The following is a 26,425-nucleotide window of genomic DNA, read 5'->3' as shown; positions in this document are numbered from 1 at the left end:
CAGTCCGGTGGGGCGGGGTCAGGCGCCGACGACCTCGATGGCCTGGCGGGCGATCGCGAGCTCCTCGTTGGTCGGGACGACCAGGACCGTGACGCGGGCGCCGTCGGGGGAGATGACGGTCGGCTCGGACTTGCGGCCGTCGTTGCGCGCCGCGTCGACCTCGATGCCCAGCGGCTCCAGACCGGCGAGGACACTCGCCCGCACGATGTCGTCGTTCTCGCCGACGCCGGCCGTGAACGTGATGACGTCGAGCCGGCCGAGGACCGCGTGGTACGCGCCGATGTACTTGCGCAGCCGGTGCAGGTACACGTCCAGCGCGAGCCGCGCCCCCGCGTCGCCCGCGGCGACCAGGTCGTGCAGCGCACGGAAGTCGTTCTCACCCGACAGGCCCTTGATCCCCGACCGGCGGTTGAGCAGGTCGTCGATCTCGTCGACGCTCATCCCGGCGTTGCGGTACAGGTGGAACACGACCGCCGGGTCGATGTCGCCCGACCGCGTGCCCATGACCAGGCCCTCGAGCGGCGTCATGCCCATCGACGTCTCGACGGCGACCCCGCCGCGCACGGCCGACGCGGACGCGCCGTTGCCCAGGTGCAGGACGATCTGGTGGAGGTCCTCGACGGGGCGGCCGAGGATCTGCGCGACCTGCCGGGACACGTACTGGTGGGACGTGCCGTGCGCGCCGTACCGGCGCACGCCGTACCGGGCGGCGACGTCCGCGTCGATCGCGTACGTCGCGGCGGCGTCCGGCAGGTGCCGGAAGAAGGCGGTGTCGAACACCGCGACGTGCGGCACGTCCGGCAGCAGCGCCTGCCCGACGCGGATCCCCGTGAGGTTCGGCGGGTTGTGCAGGGGCGCGAGCGGGGACAGCTCCTCGATCGCGTGCTCGACGGCGGCGTCGACGAGCACCGGCCCGTCGAACCGGTCGCCGCCCTGCACGACGCGGTGGCCGACGGCCACGACGTGCGCGTCCTGCAGGTCGGGTCCGACCTCCTCGAAGAGCCCCAGCACGATCCGCAGGCCGGCGCCGTGGTCCGGCACCGGGACCTCGCGGCGCGTCGTGGTGCCGTGCGCGACGTGCTTCACGGCGCCGGCGGTCTCCCCGATGCGCTCGACGAGGCCCGACGCGACGGCCGCACCGTCATGAGGGGTGACCAGCTGGTACTTGATGGACGACGAGCCGGAGTTGATGACGAGGACGCTCGCGTGGTGCTGCTCGGACGGTGTGGACGTGCTCATCGGGTGGACCCTCCGGGGATCGTGGCAGCGGTCGGGGCGACGTCGGCGGCAGCGGCGGCCTGCGCGAGCGCCTGCGCCTGGATGGCGGTGATCGCCACGGTGTTGACGATGTCCTGCACGAGCGCGCCGCGCGACAGGTCGTTGACGGGCTTGCGCAGGCCCTGCAGCACGGGGCCGATCGCGACGGCACCGGCCGACCGCTGCACGGCCTTGTACGTGTTGTTGCCCGTGTTGAGGTCGGGGAACACGAAGACCGTCGCGCGTCCGGCGACCGCCGAGTCGGGCATCTTCGTCTTCGCGACGGACGCGTCGACCGCGGCGTCGTACTGGATCGGCCCTTCGACCGACAGGTCGGGGCGGCGCTCGCGGACCAGCCGCGTCGCCTCCCGGACCTTCTCCACGTCGACGCCCGACCCCGACTCGCCGGTCGAGTACGACAGCATCGCGATGCGCGGCTCGATGCCGAACTGCACGGCCGTCTCCGCCGACGAGATGGCGATGTCGGCGAGCTGCTCGGCCGTCGGGTCGGGGATCACGGCGCAGTCCGCGTAGACCAGCACGCGGTCCTCGAGGCACATGAGGAAGCAGCTCGACACGCTGCCGACGCCCGGCGTCGTCTTGATGATCTCGAACGACGGCTTGATGGTGTGCGCGGTGGTGTGCAGGGCGCCGGACACCATGCCGTCGGCGAGCCCCAGCTGCACCATGAGCGTGCCGAAGTACGACACCGACGACACGATCTCGCGCGCCCGCTCGACGGTCATGCCCTTGTGCTTGCGCAGCTCGGTGTAGACCTCGGCGAACCGCTCGAGCGTCTCGCCGTTCTTCGGGTCGATCACCTGGGCGGCGTCGAGGTCGAGGCCGAGCTCGGTCGCCCGCGCCCGGATCGACGACTCCTCGCCGAGGATCGTCAGGTCGGCGACCTGGCGCTGCAGCAGCGTCGACGCGGCCCGCAGGATGCGGTCGTCGTTGCCCTCCGGCAGCACGACGTGCTTGCGGTCGGACCGCGCGCGGTCGAGCAGCGCGTACTCGAACATCAGCGGCGTGATGACCTCGGGTCGCGGCACGTCCAGCGTCGCGAGCAGCTCGGCGCCGTCGACGTGCTGCTCGAACAGCGCGAGCGCCGTGTCGATCTTGCGCTGCGCGTCGTGCGTCAGGCGTCCGCGCGTCGTCGCGGCCGCGCTCGCCGAGCGGAACGTGCCCAGGGACGTCGTGATGAGCGGCAGCCGGGACCCGAGGCCCGCGATGAGGCGTTCGACCGTCGGGGCGGGCGCGAGCCCGCCGTTGAGGATGAGGCCCGCGAGGGACGGGAAGCCCTCGGCCTGGTGGGCCATGAGCAGGCCCAGCACCACGTCGCTGCGGTCGCCGGGCGTGATGACCACCGCACCGTCCTGCAGCCGGTCCAGCAGGTGCTCGATCGACATCGCCCCGACGAGCACGTCGAGCACCTCGCGGCCCAGCAGCTCCTCGTCGCCACCGGTCAGCGTCCCGCCGACCGCGTGCATGAGCTGGCGCAGCGTCGGCGCGTACAGCAGGGGCGAGTCCGGCAGCGCCCACACCGAGACGCTCCCGGCCAGGGCCGCGCGCACGACGTCGAGCGACGCGGGCGCGCAGCGGTTGGCGATGACGGCGACGACCTGGGCGTGGTTCGCCACGATCTCCGTCGTCGCGACGTCGACCGCGTGGTGCACGTCCTCCGGGGAGCGGTTCGCCCCGTTGACGACCAGCACGACGGGCGCCGCCAGGTTGGCGGCGATGCGGGCGTTGTACGCGAGCTCGGTCGGTCCGGCGACGTCCGTGTAGTCGGTCCCCACGACCACGACCGCGTCGCACCGACGCTCGACGTCGTGGAACCGGGACACGATCCGGGACAGCGCGCCCTCGGGGTCGTCGATCACCTCGTCGTACGTCGCGCCGACGGCGTCCTCGTACGCGATGTCGACGCCGTCGTGCTCGAGCAGCAGCTCGAGCACGTAGTCGCGCTCGTCCGTCGAGCGGGCCACGGGGCGGAAGACGCCGACCCGCTGCACCGTGCGGGTCAGCAGGTCGACGAGACCCAGGGCGACGACGGACTTGCCCGTGTCACCCTCGGCCGACATGACGTAGATCGTCCTGGCCACTGTGCAGCTCACTCCGTTCGCCCCCGCAGAGGGGCTGGTCGTCGTCCGGCGGCGTCCGGACCCGTCGGTCCGGACGCCGCCGCATCAGGCTCTCGCCCGTCGGTCCACCTACTCGTTGTCCCCGCCCGTGCTGAGCGAGGCCGCGATCTCCTCCTTCGACGCGGCGTCGCCCGCGTCGGGCCACACCCAGTCCCGCACCTCGGGGATGTCCTCGCCGTGCGTGCGCGTGTACTCCCGGGCGCGGATGCGCTCGTCGACCATGCGCTGGCGCAGGCCCGCCTGCGACGCACGCAGCCAGTGCACGTGGTCGATGACGTCGATCACCAGGTGGAACCGGTCGAGGTCGTTGAGCATCACCATGTCGAACGGCGTGGTGGTGGTGCCCTCCTCCTTGTACCCGCGCACGTGCAGGTTCGCGTGCCCGTTGCGACGATACGTGAGGCGGTGGATGAGCCACGGGTACCCGTGGTAGGCGAACACGATCGGCCGGTCGGCGGTGAAGATCGTGTCGAACTCGCGGTCCGAGAGCCCGTGCGGGTGCTCGCGCGCGTCCTGCAGGCGCATGAGGTCCACGACGTTGACGACGCGCACCTTGAGCTGCGGCAGCTCGCGCCGCAGGATGTCCGCCGCCGCGAGGACCTCGACCGTCGGCACGTCGCCGGCGCACGCCAGGACGACGTCCGGCTCCTCGTCCTTGACCTCGGAACCCGCCCACTCCCAGATGCCCAGGCCGCGCGTGCAGTGCGCGACGGCCTGCTCCATCGTGAGGAAGTTGGGTGCGGGCTGCTTGCCGGCCACGACGACGTTCACGTACTGCCGGCTGCGCAGGCAGTGGTCGTACGTGCTCAGCAGCGTGTTGGCGTCCGGCGGCAGGTACACCCGCACGACCTCGGCCTTCTTGTTGACCACGTGGTCGATGAAGCCCGGGTCCTGGTGGCTGAAGCCGTTGTGGTCCTGACGCCACACGTGGCTCGACAGCAGGTAGTTCAGGCTGGCGATGGGCCGCCGCCACGGGATGTGGTTGGTGACCTTCAGCCACTTGGCGTGCTGGTTGAACATCGAGTCGACGATGTGGATGAACGCCTCGTACGACGTGAACAGGCCGTGCCGCCCGGTCAGGAGGTAACCCTCGAGCCACCCCTGGCACTGGTGCTCCGACAGCATCTCCATGACGCGACCGGCGCGCTCCATGTGCTCGTCGACGTCCCCGCCGTAGAACTCCGCGTTCCACTGCTTGGCCGTGACGTCGTACACGCCCTGCAGCCTGTTGGACGCCGTCTCGTCCGGGCCGAAGATCCGGAAGTTGTCCGGGTTGCGGCGGATGACCTCGGTGAGGAACTCGCCGAGGACGCGCGGCGCCTCCGCGAACGTCGCGCCCGGTGACGGCACGTCCTGCGCGAAGTCCCGGAAGTCGGGCAGGCGCAGGTCACGCAGCAGCTGACCGCCGTTGGCGTGCGGGTTGGCGCTCATCCGCAGGTCGCCCGCGGGGGCGAGCGCTGTGATCTCGGCGTCCGGCCGGCCCGTCGCGTCGAACAGCTCGGACGGACGGTACGACTGCAGCCACTCCTCGAGCACCGCGAGGTGCTCCGGGGTGTCGCGGGCGCTCGCGAGCGGCACCTGGTGCGCACGCCACGAGCCGGTCGTCTTCTTGCCGTCGATCTCGGCCGGTCCCGTCCACCCCTTGGGGGTGCGGAACACGATCATCGGGTACATCGGACGCGTCAGGTCGCCCTGCGCGGCGCGCGCCTTGATCGCGGCGATGTCGTCGAGGACCTCGTCCAGCAGCACGGCGAACCGGCGGTGGATCTCGAGCTCGTCCTCGTCGTCGAAGCCGGCGACGAAGACGTACGGCGTGTGGCCGTAGCCCCGCATCAGGTCGGTCAGCTCGTCGTCGCCGATGCGCGCCAGGATCGTCGGGTTGGCGATCTTGTAGCCGTTGAGGTGCAGGATCGGCAGGACGATGCCGTCCTGCTGCGGGTTGACGAACTTGTTGGAGTGCCAGCTGGTGGCCAGCGGTCCGGTCTCCGCCTCGCCGTCGCCGACGACCGCGGCTACCAGCAGGTGCGGGTTGTCGAACGCGGCGCCGTACGCGTGGCTCAGGGCGTACCCGAGCTCACCGCCCTCGTGGATCGACCCGGGGGTCTCCGGCGCGACGTGCGACGGGATGCCGCCGGGGAACGAGAACTGCCGGAACAGCCGGCGCATCCCCTCCTCGTCCTCCGTGATGTCGGAGTACACCTCGGAGTAGGTGCCGTCGAGGTAGGCGCTCGCGACGAGACCGGGGCCGCCGTGCCCGGGGCCGGTGATGTAGATCGTCGACTGCTCGCGCTCCGCGATCGCGCGGTTGAGGTGCGCGTAGAGGAAGTTCAGGCCCGGGGTGGTGCCCCAGTGGCCGAGCAGGCGCGGCTTGACGTCGTCGCGGTGCAGCGGGCGCCGCATCAGGGGGTTGTCGAGCAGGTAGATCTGGCCGACCGACAGGTAGTTGGCGGCGCGCCAGAACTTCTCGATGCGCCGCAGGGTCGCGTCGTCGAGCCGACCCGATCCTGTGCGCCAGGCGGTCCGCGCCTCAGCGGCGGCGAAAGGTCCGGGGGCGACGGGCGCCGCGCCCGTGGCGGGCTGCGGGTCCGAGGTGGTGGAAGTCATGTGTCCCCTCCCGAGGGAAGTGCCGTTCCGGCTGGGTCGTCCCCAGCCTTCCGTGAGGTCGTGGCCAGAGGTGGGACGTCCTACCCACGTCGGCTGTGCTCCTGGACACAGCCATACAAGCGCACATACGACGTCGCCGCAGGACCATCGCGGTGGTCCCCGGGGTGAACGCGGGACGACCGACGGGCGGCGCGGTCGCGCACGGCACGGCGGGTACCGTGAGGTCGTGGCCGACACCCCCACCAGCCTCCTGCGCGCCGCGGTCCGCCCGCGGATGCTGGGCCTGCTCGTGGTGCTGCTGGCCGCGGCCGCCGTCTGCGCGCGGCTCGGTGTCTGGCAGCTCGAGCGCGCGGAGGTCCGGGGGGCCGCGTCGGCCGAGCGGGAGGCCGCACGCGTCGTCACCGCGGACCCCGACCCGCTGGCCGACCTGCTCGCGCCGGGGCAGACGTTCGCCGGCGACCTCGTCGCCCGCAAGGCGGTCGTGACGGGCACGTACGACGACGACGCGACGCTGCTCGTCACGGGTCGCGAGCACGACGGGAGCACCGACGGCTACCTGGTGCTGACGCCGTTGCGCGTGCCCACCGCCGACGGCACGGCCGTGCTGCCCGTGGTCCGCGGCTGGTCGGCGACCCCCGACATCGCGGCCGCCCCCGCAGGGGACGTCGACGTCGTGGGGTGGTTGCAGGTGGCGGAGGAGGCCGGTGCGCCGGTCGTCGACGGGCGCACCGACGCGATCAGCTCCGCCCAGCTGGTGTCGGTCTGGGGCGGCCCGGTCTACACCGGGTACCTCGTCGTGCAGACCAGCGACCCCGTCGACCCGGCCGCGGCAGGCGGTCTCGAGGGGCTCGACCCGCCCACGCGCGCGGGCGCGGGCCTCAACATCCAGAACCTCGCCTACGCGGCCCAGTGGTGGATCTTCGGGCTGTTCGCCGCCGGGCTGTGGTGGCGGCTCGTCCGCGACGAGGCGGCGGGCCGGCCGCCGCTGCCGGGCGACGACGTGCCCGTCCCGCCGCGCGAGAAGGACCCGACCCCGGTACCGACCACCGGGTGACGCCCGGCCGCACCGGCCGTCAGGGCGTCAGCGCCGCTGCAGCACGGTCGTCGCGTACTCCCCGCCCGGCTGACCGGCCTCGTCCCGCTCGCTCAGGCGCAACGTGTCGCCCTCGCACGTGAAGGCCCAGGTCTGGGCCTCGGTCTCGGCGGTCACCCGGTTGGCGCCCGGGTCGTCGAACGTCACGGGCGCGCCGTCCCGCGTGCCCGCCACGGTGACCGTCAGGCCCGTGACGTCGGCCGCCTGCGTCACGACGTCCGTCTCGGTGGCCTCGTACGCCGCGGTCGTCGAGCCCTCCTGGGTGGCGGTCTCGGTGACCAGCGGAGACCCGGGGGCGTCGAGGATCGCCGAGAAGTACTCCTGCCACCCCGTGTAGGTGCGCGTCAGCACGCCGTCCGCGAACGTGTACACGGCCTCGCCGGTGTACTCGGCGCTCACGTCGGCCGCGTGCATCGACAGGCCCTCGGCGAAGAGCGTGGCCTCGCGCGCGGCGTCGACGACCCAGACCCCCGACTCGAGGCACTGCACGGAGGCGGGGACGACGGGCGCCGGAGTGGCCGACTCCGTCGGCGACTCGATCGGCGCGGCCGACGTGGGCGGGGGATCGGCGGGCGTGCCGGCGCAGCCCCCGGCCACGAGGACGACCAGCGCTGCCGCGAGCGGACCGGGGCGGAGGGGGCGGACGGGCACGGAGGCTCCTGAGGGTCGGCCGTACGTGCGCGGGCGTGCCGGTGCAGGACGGGTCGGACGGGTGCCGGTCATGCTCGCACACCGCTCCGGTGCGTCGTGCGGCCCGGGTGTCCGCGTGCTCAGGCGGACTCGTGCTGCCAGGACCGCCACAGGGCCGCGTACCCGCCGCCGGCGGCGACGAGCTCGTCGTGCGGGCCGATCTCGCTGATCCGTCCGTCCTCGACCACGGCGACGCGGTCGGCGTCGTGCGCGGTGTGCAGGCGGTGGGCGATCGCGACGACCGTGCGACCGGCGAGCACCGCGGACAGCGTGCGTTCGAGGTGGCGGGCGGCGCGCGGGTCGAGCAGCGACGTCGCCTCGTCCAGCACGAGGGTGTGGGGGTCGAGCAGGACGAGGCGCGCGAGCGCGACCTGCTGGGCCTGCGCCGGGGTGAGCGCGGTGCCGCCCGACCCGACCTCGGTGGCCAGACCGTCCGGCAGGTGCTGCACCCACTCCCAGGCGTCGACCGCGCGCAGAGCGCGCTCGATCTCGGCGTCGTCCGCCTCGACCTTGGCCAGGCGCAGGTTGTCCGCGACGGTGCCGACGAACACGTGGTGCTCCTGCGTGACGAGCGCGACGTGGCCGCGCAGCTCGCCGAGCGGGAGGTCGACCAGGGGGACGCCGCCGACGGTCGCGGTGCCGCCCGTGGGCGGGTGGATGCCCGCGAGCATGCGTCCCAGCGTCGACTTGCCCGCGCCGGACGGCCCGACGACGGCGAGCCGCTCGCCGGGTGCGAGGTCGAGGTCGATGCCGTGCAGCACGTCGTGCCCCTCGCGGTACGCGTAGCGCAGCCCGTGGGTGGCGATGCGCTCGTCGGACGGGCGCGCGTCGGACTCCTCGCGGTCCGGGTCGACGAGCCGCACACCGACGATCCGTGCGAGCGCGGTGGTGGCGACCTGGATCTCGTCGACCCAGTAGATGAGCTCCCACACGGGTCCCGTCACCTGGTACGCGTAGAGCACGATCGTCGTCACCGCGCCGAGCGTGACGTGACCGGTGGAGGCGAGGTAGCCGCCCCAGACGAGCACCGCCACGGGCGCGAGGACGAACGCGAGGTCCACCCCGGGGAACAGGATCGTGCGCAGCCGCAGCGTCGCGCGCTCGGCGGCGAACGCCTCGCGCAGGTCCTCGTGCACCTGACGCTCGCGCGCGTCGGCCAGGCCGAGCGCGTCGACCGTGCGCGCACCCTCGACGGTCTCGGTGATGGTCCCGTTGAGCACCGCGTACGACGCCGACTCGCGGACGTACGCGGGCGTCGCGCGCCGCAGGTACCAGCGCACGACGAGCACCATCGACGGGACGCCGACGAACAGCCCCACCGACACGAGCGGGTCGATGACGAGGCACGCGACGATGGTCAGCGTGATCGTCACGACCGCGACGATCACGCGCGGCACGCCGAACCGGACGGCGTGCTGCAGCTTGTTGACGTCGTTGGTGGTGCGCGCGACGAGGTCGCCCGTGCCGGCGCGCTCGACGACGGACAGCGGCAGCGAGGTGACCGTCTCGAGGAACTCCTCGCGCAGCTCGGCGAAGACCTTCTCGCCGAAGAGCATGGACGCGCGCTGCGCGTACCGGATGAGCCCGGTCTGCGTGAGCACGGCGACCGCACCGACGGCGACGAGGGTGTTGACGAACGCCGCGTCGGTGCCGCGCGTGACGGCATCCACGAGCCGGCCCAGCAGGAGGGGCCCTGCGAGTCCGGCGACGGCGGCGAGCGTGTGCAGCACCGCGAGCCGGCTCAGCGGCCGGCGGTGGCGGCGCAGCAGCTCGGCCGCGTAGGCGCGCACGGTCGCCGCGTCGGCGATGGGGAGCTTCATGCGGCACCTCCGGTGGACAGGTCGGCGGGCGACAGCGCCGCGGGGGAGAGGTCGACCGGTGCGTCGTCGAAGGACTCCTCGACAGGCAGGTCGTCGTCGAGCCGGCGACCCACGACCGCGCGGTACGTCGCGGCGACGCGTGGCCCGGCGGCGCCGTCGAGCAGCCCGGCGTGGGTGCCGCGCGCGACCAGAGCGCCGCCCTGCACCAGCTGCACCTCGTCGACGTGGTCGAGCACGAGCGGGCTCGCGGTGACCACGACGGTGGTGCGGCCGCGGCGCGCGTCGGCCAGGCGTGCAGCGATGCGTGCCTCCGTGTGGGCGTCGACGGCGCTCGTCGGCTCGACGAGCACGAGGATCTCGGCGTCCGTGAGCAGGGCCCGCGCGAGCGCGACCCGCTGCCGCTGGCCACCGGACAGCGAGCGGCCCTTCTCCGGCAGCTCGCCGTCCAGCCCGTCGGGCACGGAGTCGAGCACGTCCTGCGCGTCGGCGAGGCCGATGACGGCGAGCAGGTCGTCGCGGCTCGCGCCGCCGCGCACGTCGAGGCCCGTCGCCAGGGCACCCGAGAAGAGCTGCGGCATCGCCTCGGCGACGACGATGCGGCGCCGCACCTCGGCCAGCGGCAGGTCGGTCAGCGGGACCCCGCCCAGCAGGACGGGGGTCCCGGCCTCGGCGGCGTCGTCGAACCGACCCAGCCGCGTCGCGATGCGCGCGGACTCGTCGGGGTCGGCGGACACCAGCGCCACGACGCGGCCCGCCTCCAGCGTGACGCCGCTGGCCTCGTCGACCAGCGGGGCACCCACCGGCGGCATCACCGCGGCGGTACCCGGGTCGACACCGGCGGCCGGGACGACGCGCAGCACGGCGAGCACCTTGCGCGTCCCCACGAACGCGCGCGTCGTGGCCTGGAGGAACTCGGTCGCGTTCTGCACCGGCCACGCCAGGAACGCCGCGTAACCGTAGGTCGTGACGAGCTGGCCGGGCGTGATCGTGCCGGCGAGCGCCATGTGCGCGCCCATCCACACGAGCGCGACGACGAACGCGCCCGGCAGCAGCACCTGCAGCGCGTCGAGCCAGGACTGCGTGACCGCGACGTTCTCGCCGCGCTCCCGGACGAGCTGCGACTGCTGCCGGTAGCGGCCCGTGAAGACGGACTCGCCGCCGATGCCGCGCAGCACGCGCAGGCCGGAGACGGTGTCGGCGCCCAGCGTCGTCAGGCGGCCCGACGCCTCGCGCTGCGCCGTCTGGCGCCGCTGCAGCGGCTTGACCAGCAGGCCGAGGGCCGCGGCGACGGTCGGCAGCCCGAGCAGCACGACGAGGCCGAGCGGGACGGAGACCCGGAGCATGAGCACGGCCACGGCACCGTAGGCGGTGATCGAGCCGACGAACCGGGCCAGGACCGCGAACACCTCGCCCACGCGCAGCGCGTCGTTGGCGACGGCCGACACGACCTCACCCGTCGGCAGCTCGGCGGTGATCGCGTGCCCCGAGCGAGCCGCGGTGCGTCCGACCAGCTGCGACGTCGTGAAGGCCGCCCGCAGCCAGTTGGCGACGTCGAACCGGTGACCGATCGCCGAGGCGCCGGCGCTGACGAGCCCGAGGGTCAGCAGGGCACCGGCGGCGCGCAGCAGGTCGGGGCCGAAGCCCTGCTCCAGCCCGTCGTCGATCGCGCGACCCGTGAGGAAGGGCAGGAACGCCTGGCAGGCGAACATCACGACGCCGCACGCGACGGCGGTCAGCAGGATGCCCCACTGGCGCCGGGCGAGCCACCACAGGTAGGCGGTGGGTCCGCTCAGCGGCGGGGTGCCGGGATCGGCGAGAGGCAGGGAACGCACGTCGAACAACGTTACGGGGCGGTCCTGACATCGTTGAAGGAATTACTGCAGCGCGCACCGCGGACGGTCGCACCGCACGCGGGTCGCACCGCACGCCGGTCGCCCTCGTGCAACCCCGCCGTGGGTCGAGGGGCCCAGGGTGGGCCCAGGCCGCACCCGGGCGAACCCGGTCCCTGGGCCCTACGTCCGGGGGTTCCGGGTGCCGAGGATGTGATCGTGCCTCACGACCCGTCGACCTGCGCCGCGCCGCTGCCCCGCCGCGCCAGCGTGCTCCCGGTCGTGAGCCCCCAGGCCGCGAAGCTGCCCCGCGGCGCCTCGAGGACGTCCACGACGCCCCGGCGCGGTCGTGTCATGCCGAAAGGCCGCAGCACGGTCGTCGCCAGCACCCGCCCGCTGCCGTCGAGGAGCGCGACGTCGAGCGTCCGGGTCATGCCGACGCCGTGCACGCCGCTCTCGCCGACGAACCACATGGCCGGGGGCAGCGGCCGGCGCGCCAGCATCCCGCGGGCACGTCGGGCCCACGTGTCGGCCACCACGAGGCCGGCGACGTCCCTCCCGTCCACGAACAGCCGAACGTCTGGCTGGTGCATCTCAGGCCTCCCGTTACCATTCGCGGGTCATCGTCCCCCGGCTCTTGTGTCGCAACCCGTGCCCGATTCCTCCCGCTGTGTCCCTTTCCAGGGACCCATTCGGGAGGCGTTCTGGAGCGTACGCGCAGGCCGCAGCACCGAGGAGAGCACCGTATCCATGCAGCGCATCGTCGTGTCGGCGCTCGTGCCGCCCCTCCCGGACGCTCGTGAGCTCGTCGAGAGCGACCGGCTGCTGCTGGTCGCACCCGAGGATCTGCCGGACCTGGCCGAGAGGCTCGCAGGGTGTGCAACGCACGTCCTCCTCCTGGGTGAAAGACGGCACGAACCACTCGTGCGGCGGCATGCGGCGCTGCTGGCCGACGCCGGCCACCCGGTGGCGTGGCGCACGGGGCACCACGGCCCGGCCGCGCTCCTGCTGATCGCGAACCAGATCGCCACCTCGGACGTGGACGCCGGCATCGCGGTCGTCCTGGCCGACCGCCTGCTGGAGCAGACGTGGAGCGGCGCGTGGGCGCCCAGCGTGGCGCGCCTGGAGCACCCCGAGGTCGCGGTGGGTCAGCACCTGCGCTCGTGGCTGCCGGGCGGTTCCGGCTTCGTCGTCACGTTCTCCGGCCCGCAGCCGGAGGCGCGTGCGGTCGGCAAGGCGTCCCCGGCGGAGCCGGTGCTCGCCCGCGGCGACCTGTACGGAGCCGGCCTCGCGCGGATCCCGGCGCCGGCCCTCCAGGACGTCCTGACGACGTCGGGCGCGACCGGCACGGTCGACCACCCGGCGCTCGCGCTCGACGCCCGTGGGCGCATCGGTGCCGACGAGGCCGTGGAGCTCGTGGCCCTGCCCGCCGAGCAGCGCCTGGCGCTGCCGCCCGCACGCGGCCGGTGCGGCGTGTGCGACGCCCTGGTGTTCGCCGAGACCTGTCCCTTCTGTCACGTACGACCCGTGGTCGTCGATCCCCAAGGAGTCCTTGCGTGAACCCCCGCCAGCGTCGCGGTGTCCTGTTCATCCTGCTGTCCGCCGTGCTCGCCGTCGTCGTCTTCTTCGTCATCGCGACGTACGTGGGCAACGTCCAGAGCCAGGTGGGCTCGGTCGTCACCGTGTACCGCGCCGCCGACGACCTGCCCGCGTACGCGGTCATCGACGAGTCTTCGCTCGTCGTGGACGAGGTGCCGGCCCGGTGGCTGTCGGACAACGCCCGCGTCACCGCGGAGGACCTGCTCGGCCGACGGATCGGCTTCAACATCGCCGCCGGCACGCTCGTCTCCGAGGACATGCTCGTCCCGCCGTCCGACCTGTCGCCGACCGAGCGGGAGATCGCCGTCCAGGTCAACCAGATCACCGGCATCGCCGACCGCGTGCGGCCGGGCGACTACGTCGACATCTACGCGGTCTTCGCCGACGTCCCGGGCCTGCCCAAGCAGGTGCGGGTGCTGGTGCAGAACGTCCGCGTCGTGTCCGTGCGGGGCAGCCAGGTGCGCTACGACGAGGACAGCCCGTCCGGGGAGCAGGCAGTGGTCCCGGTGACGCTCGCGCTCGAGCCCAACGACGCGCTGGCCGTGACGTACGCCGCAGCCTTCGCGCAGGAGGTGCGCCTCGTCGGCCTGCCGACCGGCACCGGTGAGAACCGCTCCGGCGAGCAGGACGACTTCGACGCCGAGGACCTCGGCGGGGTCTCCGTGCCGGAAGGGAACGTGGGCTGATGGCCGGGACCGTCATCATCGGGTGCGCCGACCAGACGTTGGCGTACGAGCTGCGGGCGCAGCTCGCGGAGGTCGCCGAGCTCGAGGTGCTCGCCCTCGCCGAGACCACCGGCGAGCTCGTGCGTGCCGTGGTCGAGCGCGAGCCGAACCTCGTCATCGTGCACGACCAGCTCGGACCGGAGCCGGTGCACCAGGTCATCCGCGACCTGGGGCTGCGGCGCCCGTCGAGCGTGACGCTCATCGTGGCCGGCGACAGCGACCCCGAGAACCTCGGTCTCGCGCTCGACGCCGGTGCCCGCGGGGTCCTGACCTACCCGCTGTCCTTCAGCGAGGTCCAGCAGCGCGTCACCAACGCGCTCGACTGGTCGAACCGGCTGCACGAGCTGCTCGTCGAGCGGGACTCCACGAGGAGCGGGCACCGCGCGCTCGTCCTGGCGGTCACGGGCGCGAAGGGCGGGGTGGGGGTGTCGACCGTGGCGACCCACCTCGCGTGGGACGTCCGGCGCGAGCTCCCCGACCACAAGGTCCTGCTCATCGACCTCGACCTCGAGAAGGGCGACATCACGTCGTTCATCGAGGCGCGGTACCGCACCTCGGTGGCCGACCTCGCCAAGGTCGCCGACGACCTGTCCCTGCGCACGGTCGCCGACGCGGTGTTCGTCCACGAGTCGGGCATCCACCTGCTGCTGCCACCCGAGGACGTGCGGGACAGCGAGTACGTCACGGCGCAGGCCATCCGCCAGATCGTCGGTCTCGTGCGCCAGCAGTACGACCTCGTGCTGGTCGACGCGGGTGCGCGTGTCACGCCCGTGCAGGCGGCGGTCGTCGAGATCGCGGACGAGGTCGTCAGCATCACCACGCCCGACCTCGTGAGCCTGCGCGGCCTGCGCCGCCAGGTCGCGACGTGGGAGCAGCTCGCGGTGCGCAAGGCCGACATGGTGCACGTGCTGCTCAACCGCCACAGCAAGGCGGACGAGGTGCAGCCGGACACGGCCGCCCGGCTCTCGCCCTCACCCCTGATCCCGGTCGCGTTGCCGGACCAGGGTCGCAAGCTCGAGCGCGCGACGAACTCGCGGTCCCCCGAGTACGCGACCGACACGTCGTGGTGGCAGTCCCTGCGGGCGATCGGCCGGCACGTCGGCATCGCGGCGCGACGTGCGGACGGCGAGCCCGACGCCACGGCGGAGCGGTCGCGGGCGCGCGGGCGTCGGCGGGCGGACGGTGACGAGGGCTCGGCGTCGATCGAGTTCGTCAGCGTGTTCCCGTGGGTGGCGATCATGTGCCTGCTCCTGGTGCAGCTCGTCGTCGTCGGCATCACCTACATGTGGACGGGGTACGCGGCGAGCGCCGCCGCGCGCGAGATGGCGATGCACTCGTCCTACCTCGACGTCCGGGCCGCGGCGCTCGACCGGGTCCCCGCCGTCATGGAGGGCTCCGTGCAGGTGCTCACGGACCCGGGCGTCGGCCGGTCGACCGTGTCCACCCAGGTGCCCCTGCTCGTCCCCGGCGTCGCGGCCACCCCGTGGCGCATCACCGTCGTCCGGCAGGTGGTGATGGAACCGTGAGCGGGCTCGTCGAGCGGGTGCGGGGCACCGGGGACGACCGCGGGTCGTCCGCGATCGAGGCGCTGGCCGCCATCCTCATGATCGGCACGATCCTGCTGGTCGTCATGCAGGTGGTGTGGTTCATGATCGGCTCCGGCATCGCGACGCAGGCCGCGCGCGACGGGGCCCGGGCGCAGAGCCTGGGCCGGTCCGTCCCGGCGGCGGTCGCGCGGTCGGTGCCGGACGACACGGAGTACCGCATCTCCTACCCGGCCGGTGACACCGTGCGCGTCACGGTCCGCATGGGCGGAACGCTGTTCCCCATGGACCTGCAGCGCCAGGTCGCGATGCCGAGGACGGACTCATGAGCGAGCTCATCGACGCCTGGGGGCGCCCCAAGGAGACAGCGGCCAGCTCCTCGCTCGCGTCGTCGAACGCGCGCACCGAGCTCGACGAGCACCTCGTCACGCAGTTCAAGCAGAAGCTGCTCGACGAGGTCGACCTGCAGGAGCTGGGCCGGCTCGAGCCCGCCCAGCGCCGCGTCCGGCTCGAGCGCGTCGTCGCCCACCTCGTCTCGACCGAGGGCGTCATCCTCACGACCCGCGAGCGCAACGCGCTCATCCGCCGGGTCGTCGACGAGTCCATCGGTCTCGGCGTCCTCGAGCCGCTGCTGGCGGACGACACGGTGTCCGAGATCATGATCAACGGGCACGACACGATCTACGTCGAGCGGTTCGGCCGCCTCGAGCGGGTCGCCACGTCCTTCGCGTCCCAGGAGCAGCTGCGGCAGACGATCGACCGCATCGTCTCGACCGTCAACCGGCGCGTCGACGAGTCCAGCCCCATGGTCGACGCGCGCCTGCCCGCCGACGAGCGGATGCCGCGCGGCGCGCGTGTGCACGTCATCCTGCCGCCGCTCGCGCTCAACGGGCCGACGGTCACCATCCGTCTGTTCCCCCGGTCGTACGGGCTCGACGAGCTGATGCGCCGCGGGACGCTGGACCCGCACACCGCGGACCTGCTCGCCGCGTGCGTGCGCGCCCGGGCGAACATCATCGTCTCGGGCGGCACGTCGTCGGGGAAGACGACGTTCCTCAACGCGCTGTCGGCGTTCATCCCCGGTCGTCAGCGCATCATCACGATCGAGGACGCCGCCGAGCTCTCGCTCGAGCAGGAGCACGTCATCCGGCTCGAGACCCGTCCGGCGAACGTCGAGGGGCACGGGCAGGTCACGATCCGCGACCTCGTGCGCAACGCCCTGCGCATGCGGCCCGACCGCATCATCGTCGGCGAGGTCCGCGGCGGCGAGGCGCTGGACATGCTGCAGGCGATGAACACCGGTCACGAGGGGTCGTTGGCCACGGTGCACGCCAACACGACCGCCGACGCCCTCATCCGGCTCGAGACGCTGGCCTCGATGAGCGACGTCGAGGTCCCGTTCCACGCCCTGCGCGACCAGGTGAACAACGCCATCGACATCGTCGTGCAGCTGCTGCGCGGCGCCGACGGCACGCGCCGCGTCGTCGAGGTCGGCTACGTGGTCTCGCGCCACCGCGACGACTTCGAGATCGCACCGCTCATGCGGTGGGACCCCGAGGCTCCGGGCACGGGGGGGACCCCGGGCGCGTTCCTGCGGTTCCCGCTGCCCACGCCGCTGCTGAACCGCCTGCGCATCGCGGGCGAGAACGTCGGGCGTCCGGCCGACGCGGCGGTCCCCGCCGGCACCGCGGCCCTTGCGGAGGCTGCGCCGTGATCGTCGTCGGCATCCTCGTCCTCGTCTTCGCCGCCGCCGTCCTGCTCGTCGTCGGCACGTCGGACATCGCGTCCGTCTCGTCCCGGCGCCGGGCCATCCTCGCCGGCGCCGTCGACGAGCCCACCGCGACGTGGCAGCACCGGGTCGCGGCGTGGGACCGCGTGTTCGTGCAGACCCGCCTGGGGGCCTGGGTGCAGCGCCAGCTGCTGCTCGCGGGCGAGGAGGGGCGGTCGCCCGTCCTCGTCGTCACCCTCGCGGCCCTGGGCGGGGCGGTCCTCGGCTGGGTGCTGGCGGTCGGCCTCGCGCCCGTGTTCGGGCTGGCGGGGATCGCCGGCGGGATCGTGGGCATCCGCGCCTGGCTCAGCCGCGCGCAGGACCGACGCAACGAGGCGTTCGTGGCGCAGATGCCGGAGCTGGCGCGCGTGCTGTCCAACGCGACCGGTGCCGGGCTGTCGATCGCCTCGGCCGTGACCCTGGCGGCCGACGAGCTGAGCGCCCCGGCGGGTGTCGAGCTCGGCCGCGTCGCGGCGCGGCTGCGGTTCGGCGCGAGCCTCGACGTCGCCATGCGGGAGATGGAGGAGCGGCTGCCCTCGCGGGAGGTGTCCGTGCTGGTCTCGACCCTCCTGGTGTCCGCCCGCAGCGGTGGGTCGCTCGTCTCGGCGCTGCGCGACATCGCCGACACCCTCGACGAGCGCAAGGAGATCCGGCGCGAGGTCCGCACGACGCTCGCGCAGGCGAGCGTCACGGGTTACATCGTCATCGGCATGGGGGTCGGCATCCTGTTCCTGCTCAACTTCGTCCAGCCCGGCACGGTCCAGGCGATGACCGACCACTGGGTCGGCCGTGGCGCGCTGATCTTCGCCGGTGCCCTGTACACCGCCGGGTTCCTCACGATCCGCCGGATGACGAGGGTCGACGCATGAGCGGGGAGCTGGTGGCCCTGCTGATCGCGGTGCCCGGCGCGGTCGCCGTGGTGCTGCTGCTGGTCGGCTACCGCGCACTGCGCACCGACGCGCTCGACGGCCTGGCCATCGAGGACCTCGAGCTGCTGCGGGGGCAGCAGCGTCGCTCGGCCGAGGGGTCGACGCCGCTGCAGTCGCTGGCGGCGCGGCTCGTCCCGTCGATGCGTCGCGGGCTGGGCATCCGTCGGCTGCACGCGCTGCAGCGCCGCATCGACGAGGCGGGCCGGCCCGACGGGCTCACCGTCGACGGGTTCCTGACGAGCTGCGCGCTGTGGATCATCATCGTGCTGCCCGCGAGCGCGGCCCTGCTGCTGCTGGGGCAGCCCGTCATGGCGATCCTCGCGCTGGTGGTCCCCGTGGTCATCCCCGTGGGGCGCCTGTCGCGCGCCGGGCGGACGCGGCGTGACCGCATCGACCGCGACCTGCCGGACTTCCTCGACGTGCTCGCGGTCACGGTGATGGCGGGCGTCAACTTCCGCCAGGCGCTGTGGCAGGTGTCCGAGCGCTTCAACGGCCCGCTGGCCGACGAGGTGCAGCTCACGCTGCACCAGATCGCCAACGGCGCCTCGGTGCGGCAGGGGTTCGTCGACCTGCGCCAGCGCTCCGCGTCCGAACCCGTGGCGCAGTTCGTCTCGGCGTTGCTGCAGTCGCAGGAGCTGGGCGCACCCCTGGCCGAGTCGTTGAAGCAGATCGCCGTCGACATGCGCCGCGACAGCGGGCAGCGCCAGCGTCAGCGCGCGGCGCGGACGTCGCCGAAGCTCACGCTCGTCACGACGGTCGTCCTGGTGCCGGGGGCGTTGATCCTCATGCTCACGGGCCTGGTGCTGGGAGCCGACATCGACTTCGGCGAGCTGATGGGGAGTCTCGAGAAATGACGCTGCCGACGAGGGACTTCGCCGGACGTGTGGTCGGCGTCGCGCTGGTGGTGCGCCTGGCGACGATCATGATCGCGCTCGTGGGGCTGGTCGGTCAGACGATGACCGGACCGTTGCTCGCCTGCATCCTGGTGCTGAGCGCCGCGACGTTCGCGATGCTGATGTACGCCCAGATCCTCGACTTCGTCGCGCGGCACCCGATCTCCCTGGTCGCCGACATCCTGCTGAGCCTGACGGTCGTGTGGGTGCTCGGTGTCGAGAGCCCGTTGGTGCTCGCGACGTTCCCGGTCGCGCTGGTCGTCGGCGTGCTCACACGACCCGCCGTGGCCGTCGCGGGTGCGGTGGTGCTGTGCGCCGGGTACCTCGTGGTCGTGATGGTGCCGCCGGCACCCGCCCCACGCGGGTTCATGACCGAGGTCGGCGTCCCGGCCCTGTACGCGGCGCTCGTGGCGATCGGCGTGGCGGTGCGCTCCGCGCACGAGCAGCAGGTCGTCGCCGCGCGGGCCGTGTCGCGGGCCGAGCAGCTCACGGCCGCGGCGGACGAGCGGGCGCGGCTGGCGCGCGAGATGCACGACTCGCTCGGCAAGACCCTGCACGGCATCTCGCTGGGCGCGCAAGGCCTGGCGGCGTGGGTGGACCGGGACCCGGAGACGGCGCGGCGCATCGCGACCGCGCTGGCCGAGGGCGCGGAGCGGGCCGCTCGCGAGGCGCGCGAGCTGCTGGTGCGGCTGCGGCAGGACGAGCCGGACCGCGCCCTGGTCGAGGTGCTCGGGGACATCTGCGCGTCCTGGCAGGAGCGCACCGGGGTGCGGTGCCAGTTCACCGTGCACGACGCGGTGGACCTGCCCATCGACGTGCGGTACGAGGCGCTCGCGGTCGTCACCGAGGCGCTCGAGAACGTCCACCGGCACGCCGACGCGTCGTGCGTCCGGGTCAGCCTGGCGCACGACGACGACGGCACCGTTCGCATCCGGGTGCGGGACGACGGCAACGGCTTCGACGCCGGCACCGACGCCGCCAGCCCGCCCGGCCACTTCGGGATCACGGGCATGCGGGAACGCGCCTCCGAGGTCGACGCGCGGCTGCGCGTGCGGTCCGCGCCCGGCGACGGGACGACGGTCGAGCTCGCCTGGGAGCCGCCGGACGCGGGCGACGGACGTCGCCCCGACGGCCTGAGCGACAGGGCGCGGGCCCTGGGAGGAGCGCGATGAGCGGCGAGGCGCAGGAGGTCCCCGGTCGCCCGGTGACCGTGGTGGTCGTGGACGACAACGCCGTGATCCGGATGGGGCTGCGCAGCCTCCTCGACGTCCAGGACGGCGTCCGCGTCATCGGCGAGGCTGCCGACGGCGAGGAGGCGGTGCGCGTCGTGCGGGAGCTGGTGCCCGACGTGGTGCTGCTCGACGTGCGGATGCCGCGCCGTGACGGGGTGCAGGTCGCCGCCGAGGTCCGCGCCTGGAGCAAGGTCCTCATGCTCACCTACTCCGACGTCCCGGAGGTGGTCCGCGCGGCCGTCGACGCGGGCGCGAGCGGCTACCTCGTGCACGGGCAGTTCGACGGCGCCGAGCTCGTCCGGACGGTGCTGGGCGTCGCCTCGGGGTCGTTCGTGCTGTCCCCGGTGGCGGCCACGGCGATGCGCGCGGCGTGGGCCGCCCCGCAGACGGTGGCGGCTCCCGTGCGCCCCGACGCGGGCCTGTCGGCGCGCGAGCAGGAGGTCATGGGACTCATCGCGCAGGGACGCACCAACGGGGAGATCGCCCGCGAGTGCTTCCTGTCGGAGAAGACCGTGAAGAACCACGTCAACCACATCTTCGCGAAGCTGGGCGTCCGGAGCCGGGCGGAGGCCGTGTCGCTGTGGCTGGGTGGGGCGACGGGCCCGGAGCGGGTCAGGTCCTGATTGGGCCCGCAGTTGGGCCTACGGGCCCGTCGGGGCAGACCGCTCGAGACGTAACTTTCTGGTCATCGGGAGAACCCGCTCCGGGGGACACCAGACCAGAGTCGGACAGCCGGCAGGACGCCGGACCACACGGAGGAGACAGCCATGACCCGCATGTTCGTCAACACGAAGGTCCGCATGCAGAAGGCGATCGAGGCGCGCATCGGCGACCGCGAGGCCGGCCAGGGCATGCTCGAGTACATCGGCATCCTCGTGGTCGCCGCGCTGCTGATCGTCGCCGTGCTCGCCGCGTTCGACGTCTTCGACCCCGAGGCGATCGCCGACACGCAGATCGGTGACATCGACGAGGCGCTGCAGAACGCACGCGACTGATGCTCCCGGACGGGTCGTACCCGTCCGACCACCACAGGACCCACGGCGATGCCGTGGGTCCTGTGGGCGTGTGGGGGAGAGCGGTGCGAGCCGCTGCGCGTGCTGCCGACGACAGGAGGATGGCGATGAGGATCGGACCGATCGACGGACCCGCGATGCGTGAGCGCGGTGCGGCCGTGACGGGCGTCGTCATCGTCGTGTGCTTCGCGGTGGTCGTGCTGCTGTTCGTCACCGTCCTGCCGATCGCCGGGCGCACCCAGCACTCCGACCTCACGGAGAGCGCAGCCGACGCGGCGGCGCTCGCCGCCGCCGACCGCGTGCGCGAGCTCGTGCGTGACGGCCTGCCGACGCTCGGCCCCGGGGACACGCTGGACGGCCTGCTCCCGCTCTCGGCGGGGATCTCCGAGGCGTCGGCGTACGCGAACCGCAACGGCGCCGACCTCGTCGGCTCCGCCTACTCGCTCGACCGGTACGCGGGACGCGTCGACGTCCAGGTCGCGCGCCGCAACGAGCGCGACGGCCGGCGGACGGAGCGGGCGTCGGCTGCCGAGGTGGGTGTCGTGCTCGGCAGCTGCGGGATCGAGGACCGGCGCGTGATCGTCGGCTACGAACCGGTTCCGACCCCGTCCCCGACACCGACCCCCACGCCGTCGCCCGGTGAGACCCCGACACCGACGCCCAGCCCGACCCCGCCGCCCCCGCCGGTCCCGATCTACGGGTTCGAGTACCGCTTCGTCTGCACGGACGTCGACGGCGCGGACCTGCGGTCCCCGTGGACCCGCGTCCTGGACGACGCCGTGGACGCCGGCCGCGGCTGGGTGACCTCCCGGCTCGATGTGCGGCTTGTGCGATGATGACCGCCGCCCGATCTGTCCCCCTGAGCCGAGGAGTGCACGTGACGCCGGAGCTGCCGCGACACGGCCGACGCACCCGCGCCGTCCTGGTCGGCCTGCTCGTCGCGGGCCTGGTGGCCGCGCCGTCCGCGTCCGTGGCCTCGACGACGCCCGATGAGCTGTCCGGGGTGGTGGACGTCGCGGGGACGGACGTCGCGACCCACGCGACGTTCTCGTTCCGGCCGGGCGGTGACGACTCCGACCCGACCGTCCGTGGGGCGGTGCACGGCGTCCAGCGGGTCGAGGGCGGCACGGTGCTCTACTTCTCGCTCGGCCTGTCCGACTCCGAGAGCAGGGGCGTCCCCGGCTCCGGGGTGTTCGGCATCCGTCAGGCGTACGAGACCCGCGCGGTGGCGGAGGTGGCCCTCGTCGACCGGGCAGGCATGACCGCGTACGAGCCCCTGCTCGGTGGTGAGGTGACGTACTCGACCGACAAGCGCGACGTGTCGATCGAGCCCGGTGAGCTCGCCGTCGTGTGGGTCGTGTTCCCCGAGCTCCCCGCCGGGGTCGAGCACGTGGACGTGCAGATCGGCTCGACGAACGCCCTGGCCGCGCACGTGCCCGTCGGGGAGGGTGCGCTCGAGCCCGTCGTGGACGACGCTGCGCCCCTGGTCGGTGAGGGATGGCCGGCAGTGCTGCAGGGCGACGACCTGGCGGCCGCCGAACCCGCGTACTCCGTGCGCCCGCTCGTGGCGCACCGGGAGTCGGTCGACGAGGTGACGACGCTCGACGAGACCGTCGAGCAGGTCGCCGCGACGCTCGACGCGAACGTGCTCTTCGACAAGTCGTCGGCGTCGCTGACGCCGGCCGCGCAGCAGTCCCTCGACGCCCTGGCGGCCGACATCGCCGCGCGCGGCACGGGCGAGGTCGTGGTCGTCGGGCACACGGACTCCGACGGCTCGGACGAGTCCAACACGGTGCTGTCCGAGCAGCGTGCCGCGGCGGTGGTCGCGGCGTTGCAGCCGGGCTCCGGTGCGGCCGTGACGTTCGTCGCCGAGGGGCGCGGCGAGGACGAGCCGGTGGCACCCAACGACTCACCGGAGAACATGCAGGCGAACCGGCGCGTGACGGTGACCTACCAGGTGCAGGGGGGTGCGCGATGAGGCGGGTCGGGAGCGCTGCGGCGGCGTGCCTGCTGACGGTCCTGCTGGTGGGGTGCACCTCGGACGAGGCGCCGGGACCCACGCCGACCGGGACGAGCGAGGCGACGGCCGAGGACGAGGCGCAGCTCACGGTCGAGGAGTACGCGGCCGCCGTGCTGGCCGGTGACGACCTGCCGGACGCCGACGTGCTGGGCGAGACCTCCGGGACGGTCGAGGACACGCCGATCGACGTGCAGGTCCTGGCGGTCGTCGCGGACCCTGCGGGGACCGACCTGGTGCTGCGGCTCGACGGCGAGCACCGCGGGTCGTTCTCCGGCTGGTCGGACAGCCGCGGCGTGCACAACGACCTGCGTGGCGTGTCCGTCGTCGACGAGGGCTCGGGCTGGCGGCTGCGGCCCTACACGATCCAGGACTCGGACGGCCTGCAGGACCTGGGGTGCGCCTGCGCACCCTTCCCGAGCCGCCTCTCGGGCGGAGGGGCCGACGTCCACGCGCTGCTTCCCCCGCTGACCGCGGGCACGCAGACCGTCACGGTCGAGCTCCCGGGCCTCGACCCCGTGACCGACGTCCCGGTGACGTGGCGGTGACGGCGGTCGACCGGCGCTGAGGTTCGAGCGGCGCTGAGGTTCAGCGCCGCGGACGCGTGCTGCGCAGCGTGACGAACGCCCACAGGGCGGCGACAGCGGCGCCGATGAAGAAGGCGGTCGCGGAGCCACGCTCGAGCCCGGGGCGCAGGTCGTCCGAGACGCGGACCTGGGTGAGCCCGCCGCCGTCGCACACGATGGTCCCGGAGCGGATGTGGTCGATCCGGGCCAGGTACGTGAGGTCCTCGCCGTCCACGGTCACCGTCGCGAGCGCCGCTCGCGACTCGTCGGGCCCGGCGGGCAGGACGCCGTCGTACGAGCGTGCGTCGCTCAGGGTGCAGGTGACGTCCTGCGCGGAGCCGGCCAGGTCCGGCGCCCACAGGATCACCTCGGGGCGGTCGTCCAGGGTGATCGGCTCACCCGCGGCCCACGTCTGCTCCCACATCTGTGGCGGGGTGTCCACGCGCATCAGGTACGACGTGCCGGCGACGAGGAACAGGACGGTGGCCCCGCACGCGACGACCCCGGACGTCCGGACCGCGCGCCGCAGGTTCCCGCCGGTGCTCACGGACCGGTCCGCCACGTCGCGAGCACGTCGTGCAGCGCGAGCTCGTCGAACAGGTCCACCGGCGCGAGCACCCCGACGGCGACCTGCGTCCCGTCCGGGAGGTCGGCGTAGACCCACTCGGCCCGGTGCGAGACGCGCGTGCCGCCGACGGCGACGTCCTGGAGGTAGGTGAGGTGGTGCGCGGCGTCGGCGCCCGGCCAGGTCAGCGCGCTCGACGCGTCGTCGTCGACGCCGCGCTGCGCGCGTTCCGCCTGGAGCGCGGCGTCCGCCGTGCCGGACGCGTCGCGTTGCGGGTCGAGGTCCCGCGCCACCGAGATCGCGGCGCGCGCGCCGTCCTGGTCGCCGTACCGTGCGACCCACGTCGTCAGGCGGGCGGTCGTGTCCTGCGGCTCGTCGACCTGGGTGAAGCCGTCGGGGACGTCGAGCGTCACGGGTCCCAGCGTGAGACCGGACCAGGTGGCGGGCGGTGCGGTGAGCGGTTCGAGCGCCTGCGCGCCGGCCGGATCGTCGCCGTCGCCGTCGCCGTCGTCGCTCGCCGTCGCCTCGGCCTGCGGGGTCCGGACCGCCGACGTCCCGCCGTCGACCGGCTGCTCGGCCGGCGGCGAGCAGGCGACGAGGACGGCGCAGCACGCGACCGTCAGCACCGCGAGGCCGGGATGGACGTGCCTCATCAGGAGGGCTCCTCGTGGTCGCCGGTCGTGCAGGTGCGGGACGACGCGCACGCTACTGGCAGCCGGACCGGCTGACGAAATCCTGCCCGTTCCAGTACTCGTAGCCGGTGCCGACCCGGGCGGTCTCGTAGTACGACCCCGACAACCCGGCCTCCAGGACCCACTTGGCGTCGACGTTGCCGCCGCGGTCGACGGTGGTCTCCTGCGTGTACTCCTGCACCCAGTAGTGGCCGCGCTGCTTCGCCTCCTCGGCCATGGAGGCGAAGCTGTCGCCGAGGCCGAACAGGGTGTCGGGCGAGCCGAAGCCCAGGGTGTCGTCGTTGATCCCGGCGACGTGGATGCCGAGCCCGTCCGCGATCCGCGCCGCGAGCTCGCGGTCGGCTGCGGTCTCCAGCGGCATCTGCACGCGCGTCTCGGTGTACGTCGGCAGCGTGAGGTCGTCGCCCGAGATCTCCGCGGTGTCGGCGTGCCCCATGCCGACGGTGACCGTGCGGATCGCGACGGGGTTCCCGTCGGCGTCCCGGTCCACCTCGAAGGACGCGCTGCCCGCGTACGACGCCGTCGCGACCTGGTAGTCGTCCATCGACGCCGGGTCGTAGCGGTCGGTCCCGGTCGGGAAGGCGGCCATGGCCGTGCCGTCCGACGCCGCGCTCCAGGAGTCCGTCCGGGTGCCGTCGGCGCGCTCGACCCACCCGACGTAGATGCCGCCCGTGACCTCGGCCTCGGCGGGGGCGACCCCCAGCAGCGCTCCGGCCGAGGCGTTCACCTCGAGCCCGGCGGCGTGGATCGTCTCGACGGGCTCCAGGTGCTCCTCGGGTGCGCTGCCGAACAGGTCGTCCCACAGGTTCCGTGCGATGGAGTCGTCACCGAGCAGACCGGACTTGACGTCGTCGGTGCTCTGGGCCGCGAGGATGCGATCGACCTCGTCGCGGTCCTGGGCCAGGAACACCTCGGCGTCGGAGCCGACGAGCGTGCCGGCCGCGCCCGCGGACGCCCCGAGGCCGTACTGACGCTCACCGTCCTGCCAGGAGACGTCGAACCCGACACCCACCTCGGCGCCGACGCCCGCCTCCGAGCCACGGGTCAGCCGGAACGTCTCGTCGCCCAGCTCCTCGATGAGCCAGGTGCCGCCCCCGTCGACCTGGACCCCGACGGCGATCGACCCCTGCCAGCCGGCGCCGTCGGCGATGTACACGCACTGCTCCGGAGGGATGAAGTCCTCAGGGCCGCGTTCCCCCGAGCTCGCGCACCCGCCGCCGTCGCCGCCCGAGAACGCGTCGGCGATCTGGCACGCGAGCGTGCGCGCGCGAGCCGCGGGGTCCAGGGCCGGGAGGGCGACGAGCACCGCCGTGACCAGCAGCGCGCCGATCGTCAGGATGCCGATGTACTCGACCGTCCCGGCGCCCTCGTCGCGCTGCAGGGTGTCGCGGACGGGCGGTCGTGTCACGGGGGGAACCTACAGGCCGCGCGGCGCCCTCCGGGGGCGT

The 26,425-nt window shown here is 73.4% G+C and carries 24 protein-coding genes; 14 read left to right on the top strand and 10 right to left on the bottom strand.

The window, feature by feature from the left end; genetic code table 11:
- Nucleotides 1-18: 18 nt before the first annotated feature.
- From OKX07_RS13885 to OKX07_RS13875, 3 genes are all read right to left on the bottom strand, one after another.
- Nucleotides 19-1,239 (bottom strand): acetate/propionate family kinase, encoded by a 1,221-nt coding sequence (locus tag OKX07_RS13885; RefSeq protein ID WP_265628663.1) that lies wholly within the window; start codon nucleotides 1,237-1,239, stop codon nucleotides 19-21.
- Nucleotides 1,236-3,359 carry a phosphate acetyltransferase gene (gene pta / locus OKX07_RS13880; protein ID WP_265628661.1) on the bottom strand — a complete coding sequence of 708 codons (2,124 nt, stop codon included), beginning with the start codon at nucleotides 3,357-3,359 and terminating at the stop codon, nucleotides 1,236-1,238. Before pta ends, OKX07_RS13885 begins: the two co-directional genes overlap by 4 nt.
- Before the next feature lie 108 nt (nucleotides 3,360-3,467).
- The gene (locus tag OKX07_RS13875; protein ID WP_265628659.1) at nucleotides 3,468-6,002 is read right to left on the bottom strand and encodes a phosphoketolase; all 2,535 of its coding nucleotides are present in this window, start codon (nucleotides 6,000-6,002) and stop codon (nucleotides 3,468-3,470) included.
- A 226-nt stretch (nucleotides 6,003-6,228) separates the two neighbouring features.
- Between OKX07_RS13875 and OKX07_RS13870 the strand changes: the two genes are divergently transcribed.
- Nucleotides 6,229-7,056: an SURF1 family protein gene (locus tag OKX07_RS13870; RefSeq protein ID WP_265628658.1), complete on the top strand. Its 828-nt coding sequence runs from the start codon at nucleotides 6,229-6,231 to the stop codon at nucleotides 7,054-7,056.
- Nucleotides 7,057-7,083: 27 nt separating this feature from the next.
- Here OKX07_RS13870 and OKX07_RS13865 read toward each other — a convergent pair whose 3' ends face one another.
- The 4 genes from OKX07_RS13865 to OKX07_RS13850 form a co-directional block, all read right to left on the bottom strand.
- Nucleotides 7,084-7,746, bottom strand: coding sequence for a hypothetical protein (locus OKX07_RS13865; protein WP_265628656.1), 663 nt, complete (start codon nucleotides 7,744-7,746; stop codon nucleotides 7,084-7,086).
- Between the two features lie 119 nt (nucleotides 7,747-7,865).
- Nucleotides 7,866-9,605 carry an ABC transporter ATP-binding protein gene (locus tag OKX07_RS13860; RefSeq protein ID WP_265628655.1) on the bottom strand — a complete coding sequence of 580 codons (1,740 nt, stop codon included), beginning with the start codon at nucleotides 9,603-9,605 and terminating at the stop codon, nucleotides 7,866-7,868.
- Nucleotides 9,602-11,437 (bottom strand): ABC transporter ATP-binding protein, encoded by a 1,836-nt coding sequence (locus tag OKX07_RS13855; protein ID WP_265628654.1) that lies wholly within the window; start codon nucleotides 11,435-11,437, stop codon nucleotides 9,602-9,604. The genes OKX07_RS13860 and OKX07_RS13855 overlap by 4 nt, the downstream gene beginning before the upstream one ends.
- Nucleotides 11,438-11,658: 221 nt before the next feature.
- Nucleotides 11,659-12,027: a DUF192 domain-containing protein gene (locus OKX07_RS13850; RefSeq protein WP_265628652.1), complete on the bottom strand. Its 369-nt coding sequence runs from the start codon at nucleotides 12,025-12,027 to the stop codon at nucleotides 11,659-11,661.
- Between the two features lie 157 nt (nucleotides 12,028-12,184).
- On the opposite strand from OKX07_RS13850, the gene OKX07_RS13845 reads away from it, so the two are divergent.
- From OKX07_RS13845 to OKX07_RS13785, 13 genes are all read left to right on the top strand, one after another.
- Nucleotides 12,185-12,994, top strand: coding sequence for a hypothetical protein (locus OKX07_RS13845; RefSeq protein WP_265628651.1), 810 nt, complete (start codon nucleotides 12,185-12,187; stop codon nucleotides 12,992-12,994).
- Nucleotides 12,991-13,719, top strand: coding sequence for a Flp pilus assembly protein CpaB (gene cpaB / locus OKX07_RS13840; RefSeq protein WP_265628650.1), 729 nt, complete (start codon nucleotides 12,991-12,993; stop codon nucleotides 13,717-13,719). Before OKX07_RS13845 ends, cpaB begins: the two co-directional genes overlap by 4 nt.
- Nucleotides 13,719-15,284: an AAA family ATPase gene (locus OKX07_RS13835; RefSeq protein ID WP_265628649.1), complete on the top strand. Its 1,566-nt coding sequence runs from the start codon at nucleotides 13,719-13,721 to the stop codon at nucleotides 15,282-15,284. The genes cpaB and OKX07_RS13835 overlap by 1 nt, the downstream gene beginning before the upstream one ends.
- Complete coding sequence (locus OKX07_RS13830; RefSeq protein WP_265628648.1) at nucleotides 15,281-15,631, top strand: hypothetical protein; 351 nt, start codon at nucleotides 15,281-15,283, stop codon at nucleotides 15,629-15,631. The genes OKX07_RS13835 and OKX07_RS13830 overlap by 4 nt, the downstream gene beginning before the upstream one ends.
- The gene (locus OKX07_RS13825; RefSeq protein WP_265628647.1) at nucleotides 15,628-17,016 is read left to right on the top strand and encodes a CpaF family protein; all 1,389 of its coding nucleotides are present in this window, start codon (nucleotides 15,628-15,630) and stop codon (nucleotides 17,014-17,016) included. The genes OKX07_RS13830 and OKX07_RS13825 overlap by 4 nt, the downstream gene beginning before the upstream one ends.
- Nucleotides 17,013-17,939, top strand: coding sequence for a type II secretion system F family protein (locus tag OKX07_RS13820; RefSeq protein ID WP_265628646.1), 927 nt, complete (start codon nucleotides 17,013-17,015; stop codon nucleotides 17,937-17,939). The genes OKX07_RS13825 and OKX07_RS13820 overlap by 4 nt, the downstream gene beginning before the upstream one ends.
- A complete protein-coding gene (locus OKX07_RS13815) occupies nucleotides 17,936-18,853 on the top strand; it encodes a type II secretion system F family protein (protein WP_265628645.1) in 918 nt (305 codons plus the stop codon). The genes OKX07_RS13820 and OKX07_RS13815 overlap by 4 nt, the downstream gene beginning before the upstream one ends.
- On the top strand, nucleotides 18,850-20,064 hold the full coding sequence (locus OKX07_RS13810; protein ID WP_265628644.1) for a sensor histidine kinase: 1,215 nt from the start codon (nucleotides 18,850-18,852) through the stop codon (nucleotides 20,062-20,064). The genes OKX07_RS13815 and OKX07_RS13810 overlap by 4 nt, the downstream gene beginning before the upstream one ends.
- Nucleotides 20,061-20,747: a response regulator gene (locus OKX07_RS13805; RefSeq protein ID WP_265628643.1), complete on the top strand. Its 687-nt coding sequence runs from the start codon at nucleotides 20,061-20,063 to the stop codon at nucleotides 20,745-20,747. The genes OKX07_RS13810 and OKX07_RS13805 overlap by 4 nt, the downstream gene beginning before the upstream one ends.
- 144 nt (nucleotides 20,748-20,891) lie before the next feature.
- Nucleotides 20,892-21,119: a hypothetical protein gene (locus tag OKX07_RS13800; protein WP_265628642.1), complete on the top strand. Its 228-nt coding sequence runs from the start codon at nucleotides 20,892-20,894 to the stop codon at nucleotides 21,117-21,119.
- 125 nt (nucleotides 21,120-21,244) lie between these two features.
- Nucleotides 21,245-21,973 carry a hypothetical protein gene (locus OKX07_RS13795; protein ID WP_265628640.1) on the top strand — a complete coding sequence of 243 codons (729 nt, stop codon included), beginning with the start codon at nucleotides 21,245-21,247 and terminating at the stop codon, nucleotides 21,971-21,973.
- A gap of 41 nt (nucleotides 21,974-22,014) precedes the next feature.
- Nucleotides 22,015-23,115 (top strand): OmpA family protein, encoded by a 1,101-nt coding sequence (locus OKX07_RS13790; protein ID WP_265628639.1) that lies wholly within the window; start codon nucleotides 22,015-22,017, stop codon nucleotides 23,113-23,115.
- Nucleotides 23,112-23,702, top strand: a complete 591-nt coding sequence (locus OKX07_RS13785) for a hypothetical protein (RefSeq protein ID WP_265628638.1) — start codon at nucleotides 23,112-23,114, stop codon at nucleotides 23,700-23,702. The genes OKX07_RS13790 and OKX07_RS13785 overlap by 4 nt, the downstream gene beginning before the upstream one ends.
- Nucleotides 23,703-23,742: 40 nt before the next feature.
- Here the strand turns inward: OKX07_RS13785 and OKX07_RS13780 are convergent, their stop codons facing one another.
- Genes OKX07_RS13780 through OKX07_RS13770 form a run of 3 tightly spaced genes read right to left on the bottom strand, consistent with a single transcriptional unit; the run spans nucleotide 23,743 to nucleotide 26,385 of the window.
- The gene (locus OKX07_RS13780; RefSeq protein ID WP_265628637.1) at nucleotides 23,743-24,267 is read right to left on the bottom strand and encodes a hypothetical protein; all 525 of its coding nucleotides are present in this window, start codon (nucleotides 24,265-24,267) and stop codon (nucleotides 23,743-23,745) included.
- Nucleotides 24,264-24,938, bottom strand: a complete 675-nt coding sequence (locus OKX07_RS13775) for a hypothetical protein (RefSeq protein WP_265628635.1) — start codon at nucleotides 24,936-24,938, stop codon at nucleotides 24,264-24,266. The genes OKX07_RS13780 and OKX07_RS13775 overlap by 4 nt, the downstream gene beginning before the upstream one ends.
- Nucleotides 24,939-24,990: 52 nt before the next feature.
- Nucleotides 24,991-26,385: a hypothetical protein gene (locus OKX07_RS13770; RefSeq protein ID WP_265628634.1), complete on the bottom strand. Its 1,395-nt coding sequence runs from the start codon at nucleotides 26,383-26,385 to the stop codon at nucleotides 24,991-24,993.
- Nucleotides 26,386-26,425: the final 40 nt, after the last annotated feature.

Source organism: Cellulomonas sp. S1-8, assembly GCF_026184235.1.
Lineage (GTDB): Bacteria > Actinomycetota > Actinomycetes > Actinomycetales > Cellulomonadaceae > Cellulomonas.
This window is presented reverse-complemented; position numbering and strand designations above follow the sequence as displayed.